The sequence below is a fragment of the Streptomyces sp. 2A115 genome, from assembly GCF_052245575.1.
Lineage (GTDB): Bacteria > Actinomycetota > Actinomycetes > Streptomycetales > Streptomycetaceae > Streptomyces.
This window is the reverse complement of sequence record NZ_JBQQCG010000049.1, coordinates 52,384-75,217: the sequence shown is the minus strand read 5'-3', so window position 1 is coordinate 75,217 and position 22,834 is coordinate 52,384. Positions and strand designations below refer to the sequence as shown.

General features: G+C 71.8%; 21 protein-coding genes and 1 pseudogene. 5 read left to right on the top strand and 17 right to left on the bottom strand.

The features are described from left to right. Window positions 1–6: 6 nt before the first annotated feature. The 4 genes from ACTWQR_RS34230 to ACTWQR_RS34215 form a co-directional block, all read right to left on the bottom strand. Window positions 7–1,170 (bottom strand): exonuclease SbcCD subunit D, encoded by a 1,164-nt coding sequence (locus ACTWQR_RS34230; RefSeq protein WP_443231095.1) that lies wholly within the window; start codon window positions 1,168–1,170, stop codon window positions 7–9. Between the two features lie 59 nt (window positions 1,171–1,229). Beyond that, complete coding sequence (locus ACTWQR_RS34225; RefSeq protein ID WP_443231094.1) at window positions 1,230–1,856, bottom strand: YigZ family protein; 627 nt, start codon at window positions 1,854–1,856, stop codon at window positions 1,230–1,232. A gap of 226 nt (window positions 1,857–2,082) precedes the next feature. Next, the gene (locus ACTWQR_RS34220) at window positions 2,083–2,643 is read right to left on the bottom strand and encodes a SixA phosphatase family protein (protein WP_443231093.1); all 561 of its coding nucleotides are present in this window, start codon (window positions 2,641–2,643) and stop codon (window positions 2,083–2,085) included. Next, window positions 2,640–3,368: a hypothetical protein gene (locus ACTWQR_RS34215; protein WP_443231092.1), complete on the bottom strand. Its 729-nt coding sequence runs from the start codon at window positions 3,366–3,368 to the stop codon at window positions 2,640–2,642. Before ACTWQR_RS34215 ends, ACTWQR_RS34220 begins: the two co-directional genes overlap by 4 nt. 508 nt (window positions 3,369–3,876) lie before the next feature. Here ACTWQR_RS34215 and ACTWQR_RS34210 point away from each other — a divergent pair. Further along, on the top strand, window positions 3,877–4,284 hold the full coding sequence (locus tag ACTWQR_RS34210; protein WP_443231091.1) for a CoA-binding protein: 408 nt from the start codon (window positions 3,877–3,879) through the stop codon (window positions 4,282–4,284). 30 nt (window positions 4,285–4,314) lie between these two features. Here the strand turns inward: ACTWQR_RS34210 and ACTWQR_RS34205 are convergent, their stop codons facing one another. The 5 genes from ACTWQR_RS34205 to ACTWQR_RS34185 form a co-directional block, all read right to left on the bottom strand. Further along, complete coding sequence (locus ACTWQR_RS34205; RefSeq protein WP_443231090.1) at window positions 4,315–5,199, bottom strand: MHYT domain-containing protein; 885 nt, start codon at window positions 5,197–5,199, stop codon at window positions 4,315–4,317. A 366-nt stretch (window positions 5,200–5,565) separates the two neighbouring features. After that, window positions 5,566–6,363, bottom strand: coding sequence for a VOC family protein (locus ACTWQR_RS34200; protein ID WP_443231089.1), 798 nt, complete (start codon window positions 6,361–6,363; stop codon window positions 5,566–5,568). Window positions 6,364–6,397: 34 nt separating this feature from the next. Continuing rightward, entirely contained in the window at window positions 6,398–8,668 is a 2,271-nt protein-coding gene (locus tag ACTWQR_RS34195; RefSeq protein ID WP_443231088.1) for a catalase, read from the bottom strand. Between the two features lie 71 nt (window positions 8,669–8,739). Further along, complete coding sequence (locus tag ACTWQR_RS34190; protein WP_443231087.1) at window positions 8,740–8,949, bottom strand: hypothetical protein; 210 nt, start codon at window positions 8,947–8,949, stop codon at window positions 8,740–8,742. A 34-nt stretch (window positions 8,950–8,983) separates the two neighbouring features. Further along, window positions 8,984–9,148, bottom strand: coding sequence for a hypothetical protein (locus tag ACTWQR_RS34185; protein WP_443231086.1), 165 nt, complete (start codon window positions 9,146–9,148; stop codon window positions 8,984–8,986). A 132-nt stretch (window positions 9,149–9,280) separates the two neighbouring features. On the opposite strand from ACTWQR_RS34185, the gene ACTWQR_RS34180 reads away from it, so the two are divergent. Then, entirely contained in the window at window positions 9,281–10,828 is a 1,548-nt protein-coding gene (locus tag ACTWQR_RS34180) for an FAD-dependent oxidoreductase (RefSeq protein WP_443231085.1), read from the top strand. Between the two features lie 89 nt (window positions 10,829–10,917). On the opposite strand, the pseudogene ACTWQR_RS34175 reads toward ACTWQR_RS34180, so the two are convergent. Continuing rightward, window positions 10,918–11,073, bottom strand: a pseudogene (locus ACTWQR_RS34175) (transcriptional regulator); the annotation flags it as partial. A 41-nt stretch (window positions 11,074–11,114) separates the two neighbouring features. On the opposite strand from ACTWQR_RS34175, the gene ACTWQR_RS34170 reads away from it, so the two are divergent. Beyond that, window positions 11,115–12,230, top strand: a complete 1,116-nt coding sequence (locus tag ACTWQR_RS34170; protein WP_443231084.1) for a cation diffusion facilitator family transporter — start codon at window positions 11,115–11,117, stop codon at window positions 12,228–12,230. Window positions 12,231–12,291: 61 nt separating this feature from the next. On the opposite strand, the gene ACTWQR_RS34165 is transcribed toward ACTWQR_RS34170, so the two are convergent. Both ACTWQR_RS34165 and ACTWQR_RS34160 read right to left on the bottom strand, forming a co-directional pair. Then, window positions 12,292–12,849, bottom strand: coding sequence for a YbaK/EbsC family protein (locus ACTWQR_RS34165; protein ID WP_443231083.1), 558 nt, complete (start codon window positions 12,847–12,849; stop codon window positions 12,292–12,294). Window positions 12,850–12,892: 43 nt separating this feature from the next. Then, window positions 12,893–13,465: a helix-turn-helix domain-containing protein gene (locus tag ACTWQR_RS34160; protein WP_443231082.1), complete on the bottom strand. Its 573-nt coding sequence runs from the start codon at window positions 13,463–13,465 to the stop codon at window positions 12,893–12,895. Window positions 13,466–13,558: 93 nt separating this feature from the next. Here ACTWQR_RS34160 and ACTWQR_RS34155 point away from each other — a divergent pair, with 93 nt between their 5' ends. After that, entirely contained in the window at window positions 13,559–14,410 is an 852-nt protein-coding gene (locus ACTWQR_RS34155) for an EamA family transporter (RefSeq protein ID WP_443231081.1), read from the top strand. A 57-nt stretch (window positions 14,411–14,467) separates the two neighbouring features. On the opposite strand, the gene ACTWQR_RS34150 is transcribed toward ACTWQR_RS34155, so the two are convergent. Then, complete coding sequence (locus ACTWQR_RS34150) at window positions 14,468–15,259, bottom strand: acyltransferase (RefSeq protein ID WP_443231080.1); 792 nt, start codon at window positions 15,257–15,259, stop codon at window positions 14,468–14,470. Between the two features lie 121 nt (window positions 15,260–15,380). Here ACTWQR_RS34150 and ACTWQR_RS34145 point away from each other — a divergent pair, with 121 nt between their 5' ends. Beyond that, window positions 15,381–15,920 (top strand): gamma carbonic anhydrase family protein, encoded by a 540-nt coding sequence (locus ACTWQR_RS34145; protein WP_443231079.1) that lies wholly within the window; start codon window positions 15,381–15,383, stop codon window positions 15,918–15,920. A gap of 155 nt (window positions 15,921–16,075) precedes the next feature. Here the strand turns inward: ACTWQR_RS34145 and ACTWQR_RS34140 are convergent, their stop codons facing one another. The 4 genes from ACTWQR_RS34140 to ACTWQR_RS34125 form a co-directional block, all read right to left on the bottom strand. Next, window positions 16,076–16,738, bottom strand: a complete 663-nt coding sequence (locus ACTWQR_RS34140) for a DedA family protein (protein ID WP_443231078.1) — start codon at window positions 16,736–16,738, stop codon at window positions 16,076–16,078. Between the two features lie 113 nt (window positions 16,739–16,851). Beyond that, window positions 16,852–19,356 carry a beta-glucosidase family protein gene (locus ACTWQR_RS34135; RefSeq protein WP_443231077.1) on the bottom strand — a complete coding sequence of 835 codons (2,505 nt, stop codon included), beginning with the start codon at window positions 19,354–19,356 and terminating at the stop codon, window positions 16,852–16,854. A gap of 94 nt (window positions 19,357–19,450) precedes the next feature. Continuing rightward, window positions 19,451–21,874, bottom strand: a complete 2,424-nt coding sequence (locus ACTWQR_RS34130) for a SpoIIE family protein phosphatase (RefSeq protein ID WP_443231105.1) — start codon at window positions 21,872–21,874, stop codon at window positions 19,451–19,453. 161 nt (window positions 21,875–22,035) lie between these two features. Further along, a complete protein-coding gene (locus ACTWQR_RS34125; protein WP_443231076.1) occupies window positions 22,036–22,818 on the bottom strand; it encodes a GntR family transcriptional regulator in 783 nt (260 codons plus the stop codon). Window positions 22,819–22,834 lie beyond the last annotated feature (16 nt).

The window sequence follows — 22,834 nt, the reverse complement described above, 5'->3', positions numbered from 1 at the left end:
ACCGCTTCACCGGGCGACCTCGCGGACGGTGTCGTCGGTACGGACCGCGTCGAACGCGCCCTGGAGCACGGCCTGTTCGCGCGAGTCCGGTCCGGCGCCGCGCACATGGGCCACGAAGTCCTCCGCGATCTGCTGGTCGCTGCGCCCCGCGAGGCGCCGGGCGTAGGAGACGTCGGGGTCGTCCGGCGCTCGCTCGGGGTCGAAGACGAGGCTGAGCGTGTGCGGGAAGCGTTCGACGAGCCGCGCCATGGGCTCGGCCGGGCGCACCGGATCGGTCAGGGTCGCCTCGACCCACGCCTCCTCGTGGCCTGCCAGCTCGGGGTCGGCGAGCAGGTCCTCCAACCGGCCACGGATGCGGGCGAGTGCGCGCGGCACGGGGCAGTCGACGCGCTCGGCCTCGACCGAACCGTCGGCTGCCAGGTCGACCAGCCACATGCTCTTGCGGTGGTCCGTCTCCGAGAAGGAATACGGCAGCGGCGATCCCGAGTAGCGCACGCGCTCGGTGATGGTCTGGCTGCCGTGCAGATGCCCGAGCGCGGTGTAGTCGACCCCGTCGAACACCCCGGCGGGCACGGAGGCGACGCCGCCCACCGTGATGTCCCGCTCGCTGTCGCTGGCCTCGCCGCCGGTGACGAAGGCGTGGGCGAGGACGACGGAACGGGTGCCCCGCGCGCGCGTGGCGAGGTCGGCGCGGACCCGGTCCATGGCGGCGGCGAGCACGGCCTCGTGGCCTGCCTTGTCAACGCCGAACTCGTCCTTCACAAGCGCCGGTTCGAGATAGGGCAGGCCGTAGAAGACCACGTCACCGAACGCGTCCTCCAGCACCACCGGCGTGCCGCACGCCGAGGGCACGGTGCGCAGATGGATGCCCGCGCGGTCGATGAGCCCGGCACCGACGCCGAGCCTGCGCGCCGAGTCGTGGTTCCCGGAGATCATCACCGTGGGCACGCCGAGGGCGGCCAGGCGGTGCAGGGCGTCGTCGAAGAGCTCGACCGCGGCCAGCGGGGGCACCGCCCGGTCGTACACGTCCCCCGACACGACCACCGCGTCCACTCCGCGCTCGCGCACGGTCGTGACGAGATGGCCGATGAACTCGCCCTGGGCACCGAGCATGTTCACCCGGTGGAACGCCCGGCCGAGATGCCAGTCGGAAGTGTGCAGAAGCCTCATGATCCCCGAGACTAACGGCCGGGTCGGACATCACGGGCGGCTACTCCCGTAACGGCCCGTTATGCGTCCCCATACACCTCTCCGCCCAGTTCGAACACCGCTGTCCCGGCTGTGACGTCTGCCAGCCACCCCCGAAACGCCTCCACATCGGCGTCCGGCAACCCGATCTCGATCGTGACGGCCTCCTCGTAGCGCACGTCACGCACCTCGCGCCCGGTCGACCGCAGATCGTTCTGCACCTTGCCGGCCCGCTGGTGGTCGACCGTGACGGTGGCGAGACGAAAGCGTTTACGCGTGATCGTGTCGAGCGTGTCAAGGGCCTCGCCCACCGCGCCGCCGTAGGCGCGGATGAGTCCGCCCGCGCCGAGTTTGACGCCGCCGTAGTAGCGGGTGACGACGGCGACGACGTACCGCATGTCCCGCCGCAGCAGCATCTGGAGCATCGGGACGCCCGCCGTGCCGCCGGGTTCGCCGTCGTCGCTCGCCTTCTGCACTGCGGCGTCGGCGCCGATGACGTACGCGAAGCAGTTGTGCGTCGCGTCCGCGTGCTCCTTGCGGACGGCCGCGACGAAAGCCTGGGCCTCCTGTTCCGTGGCCGCCGGCGCCAGGGCACAGAGAAAGCGCGAGCGGTTGACCTCGGTCTCGTGCACGCCTGCGCGGGCCACCGTGCGGTACTCGTCCTGCATCGGGCCAGCGTATGCGCCGCACGCGCGCGTGCTGCCGTCCGGTCCGACCCGGTCGCTCCCGCCGGCGGTGCGCGTGACGCTGTGGTGAACACTCGCTCCGCACAAAACGCCGGTCGTGCGCGAGGTCGCGCCCGTGAAACCCGCGAGGTGCTGCGCCGGGCGGGGCAGGACCCGGAGCGGCGGTCGCGCGTTCGACTGAGGCCGACTCGGCTCGTAATCCGGTCGGTCAGCTCTTCTTCTTGCCGTGCTCCTTCTTGCCCCGCGGCACGATCATGTCGGTGAGCAGTGCCATGCCGTGGCCGAGGGACTCCCAGGCGTCGCCGTGCCAGGCCAGGACCGCGATCGCCGAAGTGGGGAACTTGGTCCGTACGTCGTCCAGCGCGTCGTCGAGGCTGTCCCCGGCCAGGGTGAGCACCAGTTCCTCCAGGCCGGGGTTGTGCCCGATCAGCAGCAACGTGTTGACCTCGGCGGGCACTTCGCGCACGGCTTCCAGCAACTCCGGTACGTCGGCCGCGTACAGCCGCGGATCGTGTCGTACGAGAGGAGGCGTGCCCCACTGGGCGGCGGCCAGCTCCCAGGTCTGCCGGGCGCGTACGGCGGTGGAGCAGAGCGCGAGGTCGGGCAGGCAGTCGGCCTCGGCGAGCGCGCGTCCGGCGGCGGGGGCGTCGCGGCGGCCGCGTGGCGCGAGCGGCCGTTCATGGTCGGCTACGCCGTCCGGCCAGGCGGACTTGGCGTGCCGCAGAACGACCAGCCGGCGCAGCGGGCCGGCTCCGGCGCGCGCGATCACGACGGGGCCTCGCGGCCGATGTCACGGGTGAGTTCGAGCCCGAGGAGCCGGTCCGCGTAGGCGTACGTCTCGAAGCGGGCGCCGTCCGGCACGGTCCCCGACGTCTCCACCTTCCGCAGTACGCCGAGTACGGCGGGCACGTCCAGGTCGTCCTCCCAGGCGGCGCGCAGTTGTTGGCGGACGGGATCGGGGATGGGGCCCGACGGCCGGGTGGCCCAGGTGGCGACGGCGCCTCGCCAGTGCCTCAGGTTCTCCTCGGCGTCCGCGAGGTCGGCCGCGCCGAGCCGGACGGGCTCGTGGCGGGGACGCGCGAGCAGGGCGAGGCGCAGGGCCGAGGCGCTCTCGTCGTCGTCCGCCCCGCTCTCGTCGTCGACCGGGGCGACCTCGACCCGCAGTCCGTCCACCGCCTCGGCGTCCGGACCGAGCACATGCAGAACCTGGGCCTCGCCAAGCCCGGCTCCGCTGTCCCGTTCCTCCTCGAACGGCCGGATGCCGAGTGCGTTGGCGCGCTGCCGGAGTTCCGTGCGTCCCTCCGCGCCGGTCAGCACGGTCCAGACGGGGGTCCCGCTGATTTCCAGGGCGCGCACGAGGACGTCGGCGACCAGGAGAACCCGCAGGCCGGTGGTGTCGGGGCGCGGCACATGGGCCTCGACGCGGGTCAGGCCGCGGCGGGCGGGGGCGGCGTCGGTGGGCCGGCCGGTTCGGGCGTCGGTGATACGGAGCACGGAGTGAGCGTAGGCGCGTGAGGGGCCGGGCGCAGGGAGGCGGACGGCATTTTCCGGACAGGCGTTCGCGATTCGCTCACCCGCGGTCAGCCCAAGGGTGTACCCGCGGACCGGTCCACGGTTCCCGGAAACGCGCGTGAGGCCGGTCGGCGGGGCCGCCGTACGTGACGGCGGCACGGACTCCGTACGCCTTCGCGACAACCCCCTCCGTGAGGATGTCGCCCGGGCTGCCGCAGGCCAGGACGAAGCGTCTTTCCGGACCGTCGTGCTGGTCCAGGGGCGAGGCTCCGCCCGTCACCCTCTCCGCCGCGTGTCAGCTCCGGGTTCCCACCGGATCCCCTGACCCACGTACGGATCCCCTGACCCACGTACATGGGCCGACTGGCCTCGGCAAGCTGTCACGTGCCGGGGAGACGTCCGGTCTCCGGGGAATCACCGCCCTCCTCACACCGTTGCCCGGTTGACCACGTCCTTCAGACACCCTCAAGCACCCTCGAGGAGGCCGACCTTGTACGGCGACCCGGCAACGATCCGCAAGATCCTCACCGAACTCGGCGACACCTGGGCGATCGTCGGCCTGTCGTCCAACGAGCGGCGTGCCGCGCACGGCGTGGCGGACGTCCTCCAGCGCTTCGGCAAGCGCATCGTCCCCGTCCACCCCAAGGCCGAGACGGTGCACGGTGAGAAGGGGTACGCCTCCCTCGCCGACATACCCTTCGAGGTCGACGTGGTGGACGTGTTCGTCAACAGCGACCTGGCCGGCTCCGTCGCCGACGAAGCCGCCGCCATCGGCGCCAAGGCCGTCTGGTTCCAGCTCGGCGTCCTCGACGAGGCCGCTTACGACCGCACTCGCGCGGCCGGTCTCGACATGGTCATGGACCGCTGTCCCGCGATCGAGATCCCTCGCCTGGGCTGACCCGCTCGGCCGCGTGGCCTCGACGGACGCTCACCATTTGTGCGATGGCGACGGGCCCTGGCTGTACGTGTGCCGACTCGTGTCACCTGGCGCCTCGAAGAGGGAGCCCGAGTGCGCGGGCGGCTCCGTCGGAGGGGCGGGTGCGCGTCGGCGCGCGGCCGGTCGGCTCCAGTCACTGTCGCCGAGAACCAGCAGGGGGTCGAACATCACCACGACCGCCGCCAGGACCAGGAAGACGACTGGGCCGATGAGCATGGGCAGCAGGAGCGAGTGGGCGGAATCGCCGACCCCCGCGGTACCCCCGGTCGTGTTGTGGAGGTGCACGCTGACGGCCGCCATGCCCGTGTAATGCATGCCGGACACGGCGACGCCCATGACGAGGCTCGCTCCCAGGCTCGCCACGAAACCGCGGATCGAGACAGCCGCCCAGAGCGCCGCGGTGGCGGCGATGACGGCGATCAGGACGGAGAGCGCGACGGTGAGCGCTTCGTACTTCAGGCTGCCGTCCAGACGAATGGCAGCCATGCCTATGTAGTGCATGGCCGCGACTCCGAGACCGGTGAAGGTCCCCGAGAGGAACAACGCCCTCCGGCTCGCGCCTCGGTAGCCGACGGCGAAGACACCGAGGCCGACCACGACAATCGCCACGGCGAGACTGAGAATCGTCAGGCCGACGTCATAGCGGATACGGGATTCCTCGACCTGAAAGCCGATCATGGCGATGAAGTGCATCGTCCATATGCCGCAGCCGATCGACGCCGCTCCGAGCGCCAGCCAACCCGGCTTCCACGCGTGGTTGTTGCGCAGTGATCTGGTGACGCAGCGGAGGCCGAGAGCGCCCCCCAGACATGCCATGACATAGGCCGCCACCGGTGTGACCGCGCCATAACTGAATCCGTCCAACGTGCCTTGCATATGTCAAATCCCCCCGGATTCACGGCTGTCCTGAGGGGATAGATCTACGCGCCGTAACCGTGCCGGAGCAAGCGGTTTCGTTCGATTGACAATTAACTTCACACGCCATGCATCCATTCCGGACACGCATCGGCGTTTTCCAGCCGGAGGGTGTCATTCCTGTGGCGGGATCCACACGGAGTGTGCGAGTGGCAAAGCAAGATCTGAGGCTGATGTGACAGCCGTGGCCACCACTGGCCGGGCCGAAAGCGACCCGTCACCGCCCCTTTGGCGATGCCACCGGGCCCTCTCGCGAACCTTTCACGATGTCACCGGCCCTTTCGCGAACCAATCGCGATGTCACCGCTCCGTCCGATGTTCCGGACGTCACCGCTCCGTCCGCGACGTCACCGTGAACTGCGCCCCGTCGGGATCCCGCAGCACCGCCTCCTTCGGCTGTCCCCCCGCCTGGACCGTGCCGCCGTGAGCCACCGCGGCGCGGACGCAGGCCTCGACGTCGCCGACCGCGAAGTGGATCTGCCAGTGCGGCCGGATCGACGGGTCGGGCGCCGCCTCCACCGCTCCGGAGTGGATCCGGGCCACCACATCGCCCTCGCTGCGCAGCACGACCTCGTCCCCGTCGTACTGGACCTCGCAGCAGCCGGGTCGGTCGGACGCCCACTCCAAAACCTCGCCGTAGAACATGGCGGCGTCGAAGGCGTTGCGCGTGTGCAGCCTTACGAAGGCCGGGGCGGCCCGGCGCCAGCTCTCCCAGCCGGCGACGAGCTGGCCCTCCCAGATACCGAACACGGCTCCGTCGCGGTCGGCCAGCAGGGCGGCCCGGCCCGGGGGGAACGCGATCGGGCCGACCGCTGCCGTGCCGCCGCGCTCCTGGACGCGGGACACCGCCTCGTCCGCGCTGGACACGGCGAAGTAGGGAGTCCAGGCGACGGCCATCTGCCAGCTGCCGGCCACGGCAGCGATGCCCGCGACCGGCACCTCGTCCGCGTACGCGATCCGGAACCGCTCCCCCAGCATGGCCGTCCGGAACCGCCAGCCCAGCACGGCATGGTAGAAGTCCTCGGCGGCCTGCTGGTCGCGTGCCGACAGACTGACCCAGCACGGGGCTCCGAACACCGAGTGGCTGGAGATCACATCGCTTCGGAGTGTTGTGTCGCGGTTCATGGCAGTTCCGTCCTGGTCTCGCCGGCCGGCGTGCTCAGACGCCGGTGCCGAATCGCTCCCAGACGCGGTGCTCGCCCAGCAGCCGGGTGACCTGTTCCAGGGCGCCCGAACCGCTGTCCGCGGTCACGACGCCCGGCGCACCAGCCGGTATTCCCGCGGCTTCCAGAGCTGTTTCGGCACCAGCCCAGCCGCCGATGGCCTTTCCGTGCCGGAAGGCCTCCGACAGCATCAGAAGCACCCTCGGGTCCGTGATTCCATCAGCTATAGCATCTCCCGCCTTGGCGTCCCGCGCTCCATAGGCGTCCCTCCCGGGGCCGGGAGCCCCCGCCAGCACGATGGCGTCGTACTCCACCGACCGGGCGGTCGCGAAGGTGCGCTGCACCTGGACGGGCTCACCCTCCGAGTCCAGCTTGCCGCCGGCCGGGGCGATCACCAGGGGCACCATCCCCGCCTCCTGGACCGCCTGGCGCACGGTGCGCACGCCGTCGAGGTCGCCGTCCGCGCCCGTGACGATGCCGATGACACGGCCGTCCAGCGGCCAGGTGTGGCCCAGCTGCGAGAGTGCGGGGCTGGGGTCGGCCGCCACCAGTCGCTCGGTGGCGGCCGGTGCGGGCAGACCAAGGCCGGTGGCGACCTGCTCGCACAGCTCGGGGTCGATGTTGGCGAGCACCTGAAGGCCCCGCTCCTTGACGGCCTGCTCGTAGCACTTGCCCAGCTCGAAGGTGTAGGCCGCGATGATGTGCTCGCGCTCCACCGGCGTCATGCTGAGCCAGAAGAGCCGGGGCTGGCCGAAGTGGTCGGCGAAGGAGGCCGGTGCCTTGCGGACCTTCTTCGCCTCGGGCACCTCCACCGGTGACTCGATGTACGCGCGGGTGTCGTCGCCCGCCAGGAACGGGCAGCCCCCGTCGAGGGAGTTCGGCCGGTAGGGCGCCGCACCCGTGTGCACGGCCGTCTGGTGCATGCCGTCCCGGAGCATGTCGTTGACCGGGGCGTGGGTGCGGTTGACCGGGATCTGCGCGAAGTTCGGCCCGCCCAGGCGGGTGATCTGGGTGTCCAGGTAGGAGAAGAGCCGGCCGGCCAGCAGCGGGTCGTCGGTGATGTCGATGCCGGGGACGAGGTGGCCCGGATGGAAGGCGACCTGCTCGGTCTCCGCGAAGAAGTTCGAAGGGTTGGCGTTCAGCGTCAACAGCCCGACGGGCTGCACGGGCGCCAGCTCCTCCGGGACGATCTTCGTCGGGTCGAGCAGGTCGATGCCCTCGAAGGTCTGCTCGGGAGTGTCCGGGAAGGTCTGGATGCCCAGCTCCCACTGCGGGTACGCGCCGGCCTCGATGGCGTCGGCGAGGTCCCGGCGATGGAAGTCCGGGTCCATGCCGTTGACGATCTGCGCCTCCTCCCACACGAGGGAGTGCACGCCCAGCTTCGGCTTCCAGTGGAACTTCACCAGCGTGGTGGCGCCCTCGGCGTTCACCAGCCGGAAGGTGTGCACGCCGAACCCCTCCATCGTGCGGAACGAGCGCGGGATGCCCCGGTCCGACATGTTCCACAGGGTGTGGTGGGTGGCCTCGGTGTGCAGGGTGACGAAGTCCCAGAACGTGTCGTGGGCGCTCTGCGCCTGGGGGATCTCCCGGTCGGGATGCGGCTTTCCGGCGTGGATGATGTCCGGGAACTTGATGGCGTCCTGGATGAAGAAGACCGGGATGTTGTTGCCGACCAGGTCGAAGGTGCCCTCACTGGTGTAGAACTTCGTCGCGAAGCCCCGGGTGTCGCGCACCGTGTCCGACGAGCCGCGCGAGCCGAGGACCGTGGAGAACCGTACGAACACCGGAGTCTCGACCTCATTGCCGAGGAAGGCAGCCCTGGTCACGTTGACTGCCGTGCCGTAGCCCCGGAAGACACCGTGTGCGGCGGCGCCGCGCGCGTGCACGACCCGCTCGGGGATGCGCTCGTGGTCGAAGTGGGTGATCTTCTCCCGCAGATGGTGGTCCTGCAGGAGGACCGGCCCGCGGTCACCGGCCTTCAGGGAGTGGTCGCTCTCGTACAGCCGGTTTCCCTGAGCCGTGGTCAGGTAGGGGTCGCCCTGGGCCATCGTCTCCGGTTCGGCTCCCGTGGGGCGGCCGGTGGGACTGACGGTCTCGGGGGCGCCCTGGTCGGCTTTGGGAGGCAGGGGTGCGTGGGGTTCGGTCGGCTCGGCGACGGGCGGCGTCTGCGCTCCGGGCTTGCCCGGGATGCCGTCCGCCGGCCCTTTGTCGCGCAGTGCGTCGGCGGCCTTCTCCGCCGCGGCCTTTACCGGGTTCTTCTCGCTCATCGCACTTCCAAGCGTCTAGGGTCACCTGCGCCGCCTGGGTACCCCTGGCCCGCCCCTTGAACCCCCGCGGCTCACCGGCTGTCGCGCGGCTTCGGCCAGCGGCACAGCAGGCGGAACGCCAGGATCAGAGTCAGGGGCCACACCGCGGCGAAAGCCCATATGACGGCGGGAACCGACGTGCGGGTCCCGCCATCCGACGTGCGGATCCCGCCATCCGACGTGCGGATCCCGGTCGCCATCAGGAAGACCGAGGCATGGGTCTTTCCACGGCTCTCTTCCATGGGGCTCTTTCATGCCCCGGCATGCCCCGGCTGCTCAGTCCTCGCCCAGGACGATGTTGCCCTCCGGGTCCGCCGTCTCCCGCTCACCGCCGGGGTCGCTCAGGTCGGCCCGAGCAGCGGTCACAGTCGGCGCACCACTGTCTCCGGACCGGCCGTCGTCAAGTGTCGGCTCGATGTCTGTCCTGGTGCCGGGATCCATGAGGGGCACCTCCCACGTCGTCCGCTGGTGACTCCGATTACCCAGGCGCCGCGAGCGAAACTGGCCGCCGGTTCCGGGGCCGTCCGGGCCGGGCGGATGCTTCGGCCTCCGGTTCCGGGGGACTCGGGGCCCATGACGCAGAACGCAGGCATCCGGGGTTCGTACTGGTTGGACACGGCGCCGGGCGAGCCGTATCCGGCGCTCGGCACGGACCTGACCGTCGACGTGGCCGTGGTCGGCGCGGGAATCGCCGGACTCAGCACGGCCTGGGAACTGGCGCGTGCCGGGCGCACCGTCGCGGTGCTCGAGGCCGATCGCGTCGCCGCGGGCGTCACCGGTCACACCACCGCCAAGCTCTCCGCCCAGCACACGCTGATCTACGACCGGCTGCGCCGCACACGGGGCACCGAGGCCGCGCGGCTGTACGCGCGGTCTCAGACCGAGGCGATCGAGCATGCCGCGGGCCTCGTCGACGAGTTGGGCATCGACTGCGACTGGGAGCGGACGAGCGCGTTCACCTACCTCTGCGACAAGGCGCACGTCGACGAGGTCCGGGCCGAGGCGGAGGCCGCCCGCGAGGCCGGGCTGCCCGCGGAGTTCGTGGCCGAGACCGGGCTCCCCTACTCCGTGGCGGGTGCGGTCCGCGTCAGGGACCAGGCACAGTTCCACCCCCGCAAGTACCTGCTCGCGCTCGCCGAGGAACTGCGCGCCGAGGGCATGCCGATCCATGAGCGCACCCGCGTCCTCGGCCTCGACGAGGACGACGACGGCTGCCGTCTGACGACCGAGACGGGGGCGCGCGTGACCGCCCGCGACGTCGTGGTCGCCACGCACTATCCGGTCTTCGACCGGGCGCTGCTGTTCACCCGGCTCTCGCCGCGCCGCGAACTCGTGGTGGCGGCGCCGATCGCGGCCGACCGGGACCCCGAGGGCATGTGCATCACGCCGGAGGAGGACACCCGCTCGGTCCGCACGGCCCCGTACGAGGACGGCCGGCGGCTGCTGATCGTCACCGGCGAGCACTTCACGCCCGGCACCGGCGACACCGACAAACGGTTCACGCGCCTCGGAGACTGGGCCGAGGAACACTTCCCGGGCATCACGCTCACCTACCGGTGGGCCACGCAGGACAACGACTCCACCGACACGGTGCCGTTGGTCGGCCCTCTGCATCCGGGGGCGCGGCACACGTTCGTGGCGACCGGGTTCGGCGGCTGGGGCCTGGCCAGTGGCATCATGTCCGGCCGGCTGCTGACCGGGCTCATCACCGGCGAGAGCCCGGCGTGGGCCGAGTTGTACGACCCACGGCGTCTGCGCTCCGTACTGCGCGAGGCACCGGCTTTCCTCAAGCACCAGGCCAAGGTGGCCCGGCACTTCGTGGGCGACCGCCTGACGTCGTTGCACGCGGACTCCGTGGACGACATCGCGCCGGGCACCGGCGCCATCGTCCGTCACGGCGGGCAGCGCTGCGCGGTCTACCGCGACGAGGACGGCCGTACGCAGGCGGTGTCCGCCCGCTGTACGCACATGGGCTGCCTGGTCGCGTTCAACTCGGCGGAACGCGCCTGGGAGTGCCCGTGCCACGGCTCCCGTTTCGGTACGGACGGCCAGATCGTCCAAGGGCCGGCGACGAGGCCGCTGGAACGCCGCGACCTGGCGGCGAAGACTGACGAAGACTGACCGCGGATCTCAGCCGTGAGCGGGTCTCAGTCGCGGATCCCGAGCCGGTCCCAGGCGTGGGTCTCGCGCAGGTCCCGTGCGTGGGGGTCTCAGTCGTGCACGGGCCGCTCGCTCAGCCGGTGGTCGGCGAGGTTGAGCGCCTCGTCCACGACCCGGCGCGGATGGCCGTCCCGGAGGGAGTAGATCACCCGGCGACCCTCCTCGCGGGTGCCCACCAGACCCGCGAGACGCAGCCGGGCCAGGTGCGCATCACCGATGTCCACTCCGTGCCGGAAAGGGGACCCATGTGAGCACCGAGCACCACGGGCACGCCCACGAGCATGGGCACACCCATCAACACGAGCAGGCCGATCGGCACGGGCACGCCCACAGCCATCCCGGTCACGAGTGCGGCGGACGCCTGACCGGGCTGCGCCACCGTCTCGGCCACGGCGTCGGTCATCTCCTCACCCCTCACTCCCACGAAACCGCCGACAAGGTCGACGCCGCCCTGGAGTCCTCGGCTCGCGGCATCCGCGCCCTCTGGGTCTCGCTGGCCGTTCTGGGCGCGACCGCCGCGGCGCAGGCGGCCGTCGTGGTGGTCTCCGGTTCGGTCGCACTGCTCGGCGACACCGTCCACAACGCCGCCGACGCGCTCACCGCCGTGCCGCTCGGTATCGCCTTCGTCCTGGGCAGGCGCGCGGCGACGCGCCGGTTCACGTACGGCTACGGCAGGGCGGAGGACCTGGCGGGTCTCGTGATCGTGCTGACGATCGCCGCGTCCGCGGTCTTCGCGGCCTGGACGGCGGTCGACCGGCTCGTCGACCCTCGCCCGGTCGCGCACATCCAGGTCGTCGCGGCGGCGGCCGTCATCGGCTTCGCGGGCAACGAGTGGGTGGCCCGCTACCGCATCCGCGTCGGCCGCGAGATCGGCTCGGCCGCGCTCGTCGCGGACGGACTGCACGCGCGCACGGACGGCTTCACCTCGCTCGCCGTACTGCTGAGTGCGGGCGGCGCGGCGCTCGGGTGGCAACTCGCCGACCCCGTCGTGGGGTTGGCGATCACGGCCGCGCTGCTGCTGGTGCTGCGTGACGCCGCGCGCGAGGTGTTCCGCCGGGTCATGGACGCGATCGACCCGGCACTGGTGGACGCGGCGGACCGGGCCCTGCGAGAGGTGCCGGGCGTGCAGGGGGTCGGCGAGCTGCGGCTGCGCTGGATCGGTCACCGGCTGCGGGCCGAGGTGGCGGTGGTCGTGGACGGCGAGGCGAGCGTGCGGCAGGCCCACCGCATCGCGGTCGAGGCCGAACACGCCCTGCTGCACGCCGTCCCCGGTCTCACGGCGGCCCTGGTCCACGCGGACCCGTCACCCGCTCCGGGCGAGGCGGACCCCCACCTGGCCCTGGCCCACCACACGGCGGCCTGACGGACGGACCGGAGGGACGCATCGGAGGGACGCATTGGACGGGCGAACCGGACGGACGGGGTCAGGCGACCCCGAGCCCCTCCAGCACCACGGCGTTCGGCAGCTCCGCGAACACCTTCCCCGGCACCAGCAGCTTCCCGCGCCGACGGCCGCTGCCGACCAGGACGTACGGAAGATCGACCACCGCCGAGTCCACCAGCACCGGCCAGTCCGCGGGCAGTCCGATCGGCGTGATCCCGCCGTACTCCATGCCGGTCTCACCGGTGGCGGTGTCCATCGGCGCGAACGAGGCCTTGCGCGCGCCGAGTTGGCGGCGCACGACGCCGTTCACGTCGACCCGGGTGGCCGAGAGCACGATGCACGCGGCGAGGGTGGTCTCCCCTCCCCGCTTGCCCGCCACGACGACGCAGTTGGCGGACTGGTCGAGGAGTTCCTGCCCGTAGTGCTCGACGAAGGTGGCGGTGTCGGCCCACTCCGGATCGGTGTCTACGTACACGATCTGGCCGGCGGGAACGCTGCCACGCCAGTGGCGTACGGCGTCGGCGACCGGGCCGATCAGCGCGTCGAGGCAGTCGGGAGCGGACGTGGCGTTGTCGAAGTGTCCGATGGGTGCGCGCATGACGGCACGCTAACAGCCGTCCGAACGACCCCGGACAAGGGTCTCAGTGCACGCCCGGAACCGACACCGTCATGATCATCTCCAGCGGTACGTCCCCGCCATTGGCATACGTATGGGGGGTGTTGGCCTCGAAGGAGGCGCTCGCGCCCGCCGGGACCAGGTACTCCGCGCCGTCGACGGTGAGCGTCAGTTCGCCCTTCGTCACATGGATGAGCTCGACCGTGCCGACAGGGTGCGGGTCCGAGGCACTGCTTTCGCCCGGCATCAGCAGCCAGTCCCACATCTCCAACGGCCCTGGCGCCTCGGCTCCCGCGAGGAGCCGGTTGTAGCTGCCCGCGTCGGTGTGCCAGAGCCGTACCGCCTGCTCGGCCGGGACGATCCGGACCTTCGGGCCCTGCTCGTAGTCGAGGAGCGTGGTGATGCTGACGCCGAGCGCGTCGCCGATCTTGACGACGGTGCCCAGGCTCGGGTTGGTCCGGGCCTGCTCGATCTGGATGAGCATGCCGCGGCTGACCCCGGCGCGGGCGGCGAGGGTGTCCAGGGTGAAACCACGGTCGGTGCGCCAGCGCTTGACGTTGCGCGCCAAGGACTGGGTCAGCAGGTTCAGGTCCGACACATTCCGTCCAATATTCTGAATGACAGAGTTCAATTGAGTGCACTATGGTGTGGTGCACCGGATCGTTCACCGAACTGTACTGCGAGGCCCGTCATGACAGCACTCTTCGCCCTGGCCACGAGCCTCCTGTGGGGCCTGGCCGACTTCGGCGGCGGGTTGCTGACACGACGTATGCCCGCACTGACGGTGGTCGTCGTCTCGCAGTCGATCGCCGCGGTCGTGCTCGGCACCGTCGTCGTCGCGACGGGCGCCTGGAGCGAGGTGGGCCCGCAGTTGTGGTTCGCGGTGGCGGCGGGCCTCGTCGGCCCCGTCGCGATGCTGGCGTTCTACAAGGCGCTCGCCCTGGGGCCGATGGGCGTCGTCTCGCCGCTCGGGTCCATCGGCGTGGCCGTCCCGGTGGCGGTGGGTCTCGTCCTCGGCGAGCGCCCGGGGCTGCTGCAGTTCGCGGGGATCGCGGTCGCCGTCGCGGGAGTCGTGCTCGCGGGCGGCCCGCAGTTCAGGGGCGCCCCCGTGCAGCGGCAGGCCGTGCTGCTCACCCTGTTGGCGGCGTTCGGCTTCGGCGGGGTGATGGCCCTGATCGCCGAGGCGTCGACCACACTCACCGGTCTCTTCCTCGCCCTGTTCGTGCAGCGCGTCACGAATGTCGTCGCGGGCGCCACGGCTCTGTACGTGTCCGTCAGGCGCGGCACCGAAGCTCCCCCGAAGATCGCGTGGAGTTCCCTTCCGGCGCTCGCGTTCGTCGGCCTCGCCGATGTGGCCGCCAACGGCACGTACGCGCTGGCCGCCCAGCGCGGCCCGGTCACCGTGGCCGCCGTCCTCGCCTCGCTCTACCCGGTGGTCACGGCGCTGGCCGCGCGCGGCCTCCTCAGCGAGCGGCTGCGCGGGGTCCAGGCGGCGGGCGCGGGCCTGGCGCTCGTCGGCACGGTGCTGCTCGCGACGGGCTGATCCAGGACTCGACCGCTCGCCGGACCGACGGGCTGCCCGGCCGCTCCGCCGACCGGGTCAGGACTCGGCGCGTACGTCCTTGGGGGCGTCCTCCGCCCCCAGCCCGACGAGACCGGCGATGCTCTCCGCGGTCAGCTCGGTGAGCGCCAGCAACTGTTCCGCCGTGACGCCGTCGGGGATCGGTACCGGCGCCGGCGTACGCAGCGGCGGCTGCCACCCGTCGCCGGGCGTCCAGCGCCGCACGACCCGCGCCGGCGCTCCGGCCACCACCGCGTGGTCGGGCACGACTCCGCGCACCACCGCACCGGCCGCCACCACGACGTTCCGCCCGATCCGCGCCCCCGGCAGGATCATCGCGCCCGTCCCGATCCAGCAGCCCGAGCCGATCTCCACCGGCTCCATCCGCGGCCACTGCTTGCCGATGGGCTCGTGGGGATCGTCGTACGAGTGGTTCGTGGACGTCACGTACACGTAGGGCCCGAAGTAGCAGTCGCTGCCGATCGTCACCGTCGTGTCGGCGATGACGTGGCTGCCGCGGCCGAGGACCACGCCGTCGCCGATGCGCAGGATGGGCTCTGGTCCGAGGTCGAGGTCGGGCATCAACCCGGCGGTCAGAGTGACCTGTTCGGCGATGATGCAGTGGTCGCCGAGGTGGATCCACGGCTCCCCGAAGACCGTGCCCAGCGGGAAGGCCAGTCTGGTGCCCGCGCCCATCGCCCCGAAGCGCAGCCGCCCTGGCCGCTCGGCGGTCACCGCGCCCGTCCGCTGCACCCAGGCCCAGCCCGCGTGGACGGCACGCTGGACGAGGCGGCGCCGCCAGGATGAGAACGTGTTCTTTCTCTTGGGCACCCGCTCACCGTACTCAGCGTGACGTCCGCCGATGAGGCCGTAGGGCTGTGATCTTCGCCCCACCAGGCCGGGGTCCCCGTCCCTATACGGTGCCGGTACCAACGAGAACAAGGAGACGGCGATGACGCACGAGGCGCTGATCGCGGGCGTGGGCGGCAAGGATCCGAAGGTGGATCAGGAGGCATTCGCCGCACCGACATCCGTGGTGCTCGGCGAGGTGACGCTGCACCCGGGCGCGAGCGTCTGGTACGGGGCGGTGCTGCGGGCCGACTGCGGGCCGATCGTCATCGGCGCGGACAGCAATGTTCAGGACAATTGCACGCTGCACGTCGACCCGGGCTTCCCGATCACCATCGGCGAGCGGGTCTCCATCGGTCACAACGCGGTGGTGCACGGTGCGACGGTCGAGGACGACTGTCTCGTCGGCATGGGGGCGACTGTGCTGAACGGGGCGGTGATCGGGGCGGGTTCGCTGGTGGCCGCGCAGGCGTTGGTGCCGCAGGGGATGCGGGTGCCGCCGGGTTCGCTTGTCGCGGGTGTGCCGGCCAAGGTGAAGCGGGAACTCACCGCCGAGGAGCGCGAAGGCATCTCTTTGAACGGGACGTTGTATGTGGAAATGGCCAAGGCGCACCGGGAAGCGCATGGGGGACGAAGGTCGTAGGCGGTCTGCGGGTTCGTTGTGGCTGGCCGCTCCCTCACTCTCGGCTTCGTTCGAGCGGGGGGACCCCCATCGCGGCGGAGCCGCACATTGTCACAGCCCCGCGCCCCTGAGGGTCCGCCTCGTCCCCTGAGGGGACGAGGCGGGACCTCACCCAGTCACTCGGCGGCCGGGACCGGCTCCCGCTCGGCCGTCGCCTTCTCGGCCTCGTTCTCCGCCGTCACCTTCTTCGCCTTGCGCTTGATGATCAGCATCGAGGTGAGGCCGATGAGCAGGGCCAGTACCAGGCCGAGCCAGGAGAAGCGCTTGAGCCAGGACTCGGCGACCACGCCCACGTAGTAGATGACGGCCGTGGTGCCGCCCGCCCAGAGGATCCCGCCGAAGACGTTGGCGATCAGGAACTTCCAGTACGGCATGTGCAGCACACCCGCGAGCGGGCCCGCGAAGATCCGCAGCAGGGCGACGAAGCGGCCGAAGAAGACGGCCCACATGCCCCACTTCTCGAAGGACCGCTCGGCGGTGGCGATATGGCCTTCGCTGAAGTGCTTGGGGAACTTCCCGCCGAGCCAGGCCAGCAGCGGGCGTCCGCCCTTGCGGCCGATGGCGTAGCCGATGGAGTCCCCGATGATCGCGCCGGCGCTCGCGCACGCGCCGAGGATGAACGGGTCGATCTCGCCGTGCTGGGAGGCGAGCAGCGCGGAGGAGACGAGGATGATCTCGCCCGGCAGCGGAATGCCCAGGCTCTCCAGGCCGATGACCAGGCCCACCAGCGCGTAGATGGCGACCGCAGGCACGGTCTCTAGCCACTCCTGGACGTGCAACGCCGGTTCCTCCCGTTTCACAGTGAGCCGGGCGAGCCCGGCGTGCACCCGTGCCCCGGGCGCACGCCGGGCAGCCTACCTGGTGACTCTGATGGCACGACGCCCCATACGCCTCATACGCCCACTGTCGCGCTGAGCCGCAGCTCGCTCGCCGAGGCCCCCACCCAGACGGTCCGCCGCCCGGTGCCGAGCACCCACCCGTGCCGCCGCGGATCCCACGAGGAGAGCGTGCGCACGTCGACGCGCACGGTGACCCTGCGCGACTCCCCCGCCCGCAGCCCGAGCCGCCGATAACCGCCCAACGCCCGTACCGCCTGGTCGAGTTGGAGATCGGGCGACGGGCCCACGTAGACCTGCGGGATGTCGACGCCGTCCCGCCGCCCCGTGTTGCGCACGGTGAACGCCACGTCCAGCCCGTCCCCGGACCGGTCCACGCGCAGATCCTCGTACGCGAAGGAGGTGTACGAGAGCCCGTGCCCGAACGGGAACAGCGGCCGCACGCCCTTGGCGTCGTACCAGCGGTAGCCGACGTGGACGCCCTCCGAGTACTCCTCGACGCCGTCCGCGCCCGGGTAGCGGCGCGCGTCGCCGGCGACCGGGTGGCGGTCGTCGTCCGCCGGGAAGGACTGGGTGAGCCGTCCGCCGGGGTCGCAGTCGCCGAACAGGACGGCGGCGGTGGCGGCCGCGCCCTCCTGGCCCGGGTAGTACATCTGCAGCACCGCGGCCGTGCGCTCCAGCCACGGCATCGAGGTGGAGGACGAGGTGTTGAGGACGACGGTCGTGCGGGGATTCGCCGCCGTGACCGCGTCGATCAGGTGCGTCTGGTGGCCGGGGAGGGCGAGGGTCGTGCGGTCCTGGTTCTCGGTGGCGTCCTCGTACGCGAAGAGGACCACGCTCTCCGCGGCGCGCGCGGCCTTCACGGCCTCGGCCACGTCCTGGGCGCGGGTGGCGCCGGTGACGTGCCGCAGTCGGAACGTCTGCCCCTGAGGGCCGCCCTTCGCCGTGATCTCGACCTTGTGTGCGCCCGCGGCGAGGTCGAGCGTCTTGCGGCGCACCGCGAGGCCGTCAGGCGCGGCCGACACCAAGCCGCCGGCGAAGTACTCGGCGAGTCCGGACGCCACCGGGAAGAGGTCGACTCCGTCGAGCAGCACCTTGGGCCGCGCGCCCGAGTAGTGGATGACGAAGGTCCACTCGTCGTCGTCCTCGACGGTGAGCGTCCCGTCGTACGTCCAGGTCTGGCCGGCGGCGACCTGCTGCCCTTCCGGGTCGATGCCCGCCGAGAGCGCGCCCTTCGGCAGGGCCTTGCCGAAGAGGTCCTCGCCGAGCGCGTACGACACCTGGGCGCCTTGTCCCGCGCGGGACCTGATGGCGGCGAGCGGGCTGTCGGCGTGGTCGGGAACGACGTGGGCGCTGCCGCCGCCGCTCACGAAGGGAATGGCGCCGGTGGGGCCGACAACGGCGATGCTGCGGGCGGCGGGGCCGGTCAGGGGAAGGGCGCCGTTCTCGTTGCGCAGGAGAGTGGCGCCCGCCTTGGCGACCTCCAGGGCGACCGCCGCGCCCGCCGCCGGGTCCCGGTCCGGGCGCGGCGGAGCGCTCGCGTCGAGCAGGCCGAAGTCGTCCATCGCGGTGAGGACGCGGCGTACCGCGCGGTCGACGTACTCCTCGGAGACGCCGCCGTTCTGGACGGCGGTCTTCAGGGCGGCCCCGAAGTACTTGCCGTCCGGCATCTCCATGTCGAGGCCCGCCGTGAGCGCGGCGACGGTGCTGTGGGCCGCGTGCCAGTCGGTCATCACCCAGCCCTGGAAGCGCCATCGGTCGCGGAGGATGCCGGTGAGGAGTTCTCCGCTCTCGGCGGCGTAGGCGCCGTTGACCTTGTTGTAGGCGCCCATGACGGAGCGGGTACCGGCGCCGACGGCGGCTTCGAAGGCGCGCAGCTCGACCTCGTTCATGGTCTGCGCGTCGACCCGTACGTCGATGGATTCGCGGTCCTTCTCCTGGTTGTTCATCGCGTAGTGCTTGACGGTCGCGATGAGGCCCTCGCTCTGGATGCCCTTGATCTCCTCGGCCACCAGGTCGGCGGAGAGAAGCGGGTCCTCGCTGAAGGTCTCGAAGTTGCGGCCCGCGTACGGGGTGCGGATGAGGTTGACCATCGGGGAGAGCAGTACGTCCTGGCCGAGGGCGCGGCCTTCGCGGCCGATGACCTGGCCGTAGCGGCGGGCGAGTTCGGGGGCGAAGGCGGAGGCGAGCAGGACCGGGGCGGGCAGGGCGGTGGCGTGCCGCTCGACGCGGACGCCGGCCGGGCCGTCGGCGAGGCGGAGGGGCGGGATGCCGAGGCGCTCCACGCCGGGGACGTAGCCGGCCTGGCCGAGGGAGTTCGGGTCGGTGGCGCCGTGCAGCAGGGAGATCTTCTCGTCCAGGGTGAGCCGGGCGACGAGTCGCTCGACGCGGGGGCCCACGGCCGCCGCACGTCGGGCGGCGGACGCGTGCGCGTGGGACGGGAGGCCAGCGGTCGCGGCCAGGGCGACGGCGGTCGCGCCGCCCAGCAGGTGCAGGGCGGACCGCCGGGACACGGAGTCGGAGGTGTCAGGCGTGTCGCAGGTGTCGGAGGTATCGGACATGAGGCGTCACTCCTCGTTGGGTGCGGGCACGAGGAACTATGCGACAAAAACGACTTAATACGCCGTTAGGCGCCACAGGCGCGGCGGAAACGTGTCACACCGTCGGACCCGCCAACGACTGCTCGGTCCAGATGACCTTGCCGTCCTGGGTGTAGCGCGTGCCCCAGCGCTGGGTGAACTGGGAGATCAGGAACAGACCGCGGCCGCCCTCGTCGGTCGTCTTGGGATGGCGCAGGTGAGGGGCGGTGGGGCTGGCGTCCCAGACCTCGCAGACCAAGGTCCGCGACATGATCAGGCGCAGCCGTATCGGCCCGGACGCGTGCCGGATCGCATTGGTGACCAGTTCGCTGACGACGAGTTCGGTGGTGAAGGCCAGCTCGTCCAGTCCCCACTCGCCCAGCTGCAGCGACGTCCGCTTGCGGACGTCGGAGACGGCGGCGGGGTCGCTGGGCAGTTCCCAGGACACCATCCGCTCCGCGTCCAGGCGGCGGGCACGGGCCATCAGCAGCACCACGTCGTCCGGCGGACGCGCCGGGACCAGGGCGTCGACCACGGCCTGGCAGCGGTCGTCGAGGGTGGCCGCCCGCCGCTCGAGTACGCGGCGCAAGCGCTCTCGGTCGGCGTCGGCGTCCCGTTGCCGCGCGGGCCCTTCGGCGGCGAGCAGGCCGTCGGTGTAGAACGCGAGCACGCTGTTTTCCGCGAGCGGCAGTTCGACCGACTCGAAGGGCGGGCCGCTGACGCCCAGCGCGGGTCCTGTTGGCAGTTCGGGGAACTCGACGGTGCCGTCGGGGGCGACGATCGCGGGCAGGCCGTGGCCGGCGGCGGCCATCGAGCACCGGCCGCCGACCGGGTCGTACACCGCGTAGAGGCAGCTGGCGCCCTTGGCCCGTACGCCGTCGCCGCGCGGGCCCTCGGCGGGGTCGGCCTCGTACCCGGCCCGGTCGACCAGGTCGTCGAGGTGCGCCAGTACCTCCTCGGGCGGCAGGTCGAGGTCGGCGAGGGTCTGCACGGCGGCCCGCAGCCGCCCCATCGCCGCGGCGGCTTCGAGGCCGTGGCCGACCACGTCGCCCACCACCAGGGCGACCCGCGCGCCCGACAGCGGAATGACGTCGAACCAGTCCCCGCCGAGCCCCGTCAGCTCGTCGGCCGGCCGGTAGCAGGCGGCGACCTCCATCGCGTCCTGCTCGGGAAGCCGGTGCGGCAGCAGGTGGCGTTGGAGTACGAGGGCCGCGTCGCGTTCCCGGGTGTAGCGGCGGGCGTTGTCGAGGCACAGGGCCGCGCGGGCGACGAACTCCTCGGCCAGGCCCAGGTCGTCCCGGTCGAAGGGCTCCTGGCGGCCGCGCCGGAAGAACGTGGCGACGCCCAGCGTGGTGCCCCGCGCCCGGATCGGCACGACGATCACGCTGTGCAGGCCCAGGTCGAGGAAGGTGGCGGATCTGCCGCCGGGGACGCCGGTGGCCCACTCCGGGGCCAGCGGGTCGAGCCGCTCCTCGAGCCAGGATCCGCCGCTGGTCAGGGAGCGGACCGGGGGTGCCCCGGCCCGGTATTTCGCCACGTCTCCGATCTCGACGACGGCTTCCGGCACGCCTTCGTTGACCGACTGGTGGCCGGCCCGCCGCAGCGGCACCGCGTCCATCTCGCTCCACGGTCCGGGGGCGAGCTCGCCCCCTTCGAGGACGGTCTCCAACAGGTCGACGGTGACGTAGTCGGCGAGGTCCGGCACGGCCACGTCGGCAAGTTCCTGGGCGGTGCGCCGGACGTCCAGGGTGCGGCCGAGGCGCTTGCCCGCCTGGTCGAGGAGGGTGAGCCGTTGGCGGGCGCGGTAGCGCTCGGTGACGTCCACCACCGTGTAGTACACGCCGATCGGGTGGCCGTGGTCGTCGTCGAGCCGCGTGAACGACATCGCGTGAGCCGTCTCCCGGTGCGGCGCCGACCGCACCGAACCGAGGTGTTCGTACCCCAGGACGGTCTCACCGGTGTCCAGCACCTGGCGCATCACCGCTTCCAGCGCGTCGGCGTCCAGGCCCGGCTGGATGTCCGCCAGCCGTTTCCCGATGCGCTCGTGCCCGGGTCCGCCGCCGAACTGTTCCAGGGCCGCGTTCGACCACACGAACCGCAGATCGGCGTCCACGATCGCTATGCCGATCGGCGAGTGCGCGGCCAGCCGCTCCAGCACCGAGCGGCTCATGTCCCAGCCCGCGCCACCGGTCGTGTCGGCGGCCAGGACCACCCAGCGCGGCGGGCCGTCCGCCGTCTCCATGGCCGGCATGACCCGCACGGACGTGACGACCGGGTGCCCGTCCCTGTGCCGCACCGCGAGGAGCCCGGTCCAGCCGCGGTTCCTGGCGCACCGGCGGGTCACGTCCGGCAGGCGCGCGGCGTCGTCGGGCATCAGCAGGTCGGCCGCGGTCCGGCCCACGACCTCGGCCCGGGCATAGCCGAACAGCCGCTCGGCGTCCCGGGTCCAGCCGGTCACCGCCGTGCGCGCGTCCAGCAGTACCGCCGCGGCGTCCGCCATGTCGAAACGCCGCCGCGCCACGCCGCTCTCCTCGCTCGTCACCACCCTGACCCTCTCCGTCCCTGGAGTGGTCCGACTCTCGTCCGGCACGCTCGGTGCACTCGTGCGGTACGGCCCAACGTACCGCCGCGCCCGCCTCCTGACCCCGGCGACCGCCCCGGTCAGGGGCGGACGAGGAGCTGGAAGTCGAAGGTGTAGCGGGCGGCGCGGTAGACGTGGGTGCCGTACTCTACGGCCCGCCCGGTGTCGTCGAAGGCCGTGCGCCGCATCGTGAGCAGCGCGGCCCCTTCCGGCTCGTCCAGCAGACAGCCCTCGTCGGCGGTGGCGGAGCGGGCGCCGACGGTCTGGTGGGCGCTGTGGAGGGTGATTCCGGCGGCCCGCATCACTCGGTAGAGGCCGGTCTCCTCCAGCTTGGCCGTGTCGAGGTCGAGGAGCGAGGCGGGCAGGTAGTTGCACAGGTACGCCACGGGCTCGCCGTGGGTGGAGCGCAGCCGTTCGAGCACCGTGACGTCCCGGCCCTCGGGGATGCCGAGGGCCGCGGCGACCTCCGCCGAGGCCGACTCGACCTCGTTGCGCAGGACCCGGGTGGCGGGGCTCTGCCCGGCGGCCGCCAGGTCGTCGTACAGGCTGCTCAGCTCCAGGGACCGCCGGACCTGGCTGTGCACCACCTGGGTGCCGATGCCGCGGCGGCGCACCAGCAGGCCCTTCTCCACCAGGGACTGGATCGCCTGGCGGACGGTCGGCCGGGACAGGCCGAGCCGCGCGGCGATGTCCATCTCGTTGCCCAGCAGGTTGCCCGGGGCGAGCGCGCCGTGCTCGATCGCGGACTCCAGCTGCTGGGCGAGCTGGTAGTAGAGCGGGATCGGGCTGCCCCGGTCCAGAGCGACCTGGAGGCAGTCGAACGCGGCGGCGGTCGCCGGCCGCGCGGTTTCGGTCTCTGCCACGGGAGCCTCCTCCCCT

Bases quoted from the DNA above. Each gene is read 5' to 3' on its own strand.
- ACTWQR_RS34155 (WP_443231081.1), top strand. From the start codon at position 13,559: ATGACAGCACTCTTCGCCCTGGCCACGAGCCTCCTGTGGGGCCTGGCC.
- ACTWQR_RS34130 (WP_443231105.1), bottom strand. From the start codon at position 21,874: ATGGCGGACGCCGCGGCGGTACTGCTGGACGCGCGCACGGCGGTGACC.
- ACTWQR_RS34180 (WP_443231085.1), top strand. From the start codon at position 9,281: ATGACGCAGAACGCAGGCATCCGGGGTTCGTACTGGTTGGACACGGCG.
- ACTWQR_RS34205 (WP_443231090.1), bottom strand. From the start codon at position 5,199: ATGCAAGGCACGTTGGACGGATTCAGTTATGGCGCGGTCACACCGGTG.
- ACTWQR_RS34165 (WP_443231083.1), bottom strand. From the start codon at position 12,849: ATGCGCGCACCCATCGGACACTTCGACAACGCCACGTCCGCTCCCGAC.
- ACTWQR_RS34230 (WP_443231095.1), bottom strand. From the start codon at position 1,170: ATGAGGCTTCTGCACACTTCCGACTGGCATCTCGGCCGGGCGTTCCAC.
- ACTWQR_RS34190 (WP_443231087.1), bottom strand. From the start codon at position 8,949: ATGGAAGAGAGCCGTGGAAAGACCCATGCCTCGGTCTTCCTGATGGCG.
- ACTWQR_RS34195 (WP_443231088.1), bottom strand. From the start codon at position 8,668: ATGAGCGAGAAGAACCCGGTAAAGGCCGCGGCGGAGAAGGCCGCCGAC.
- ACTWQR_RS34200 (WP_443231089.1), bottom strand. From the start codon at position 6,363: ATGAACCGCGACACAACACTCCGAAGCGATGTGATCTCCAGCCACTCG.
- ACTWQR_RS34135 (WP_443231077.1), bottom strand. From the start codon at position 19,356: ATGTCCGATACCTCCGACACCTGCGACACGCCTGACACCTCCGACTCC.
- ACTWQR_RS34225 (WP_443231094.1), bottom strand. From the start codon at position 1,856: ATGCAGGACGAGTACCGCACGGTGGCCCGCGCAGGCGTGCACGAGACC.
- ACTWQR_RS34145 (WP_443231079.1), top strand. From the start codon at position 15,381: ATGACGCACGAGGCGCTGATCGCGGGCGTGGGCGGCAAGGATCCGAAG.
- ACTWQR_RS34185 (WP_443231086.1), bottom strand. From the start codon at position 9,148: ATGGATCCCGGCACCAGGACAGACATCGAGCCGACACTTGACGACGGC.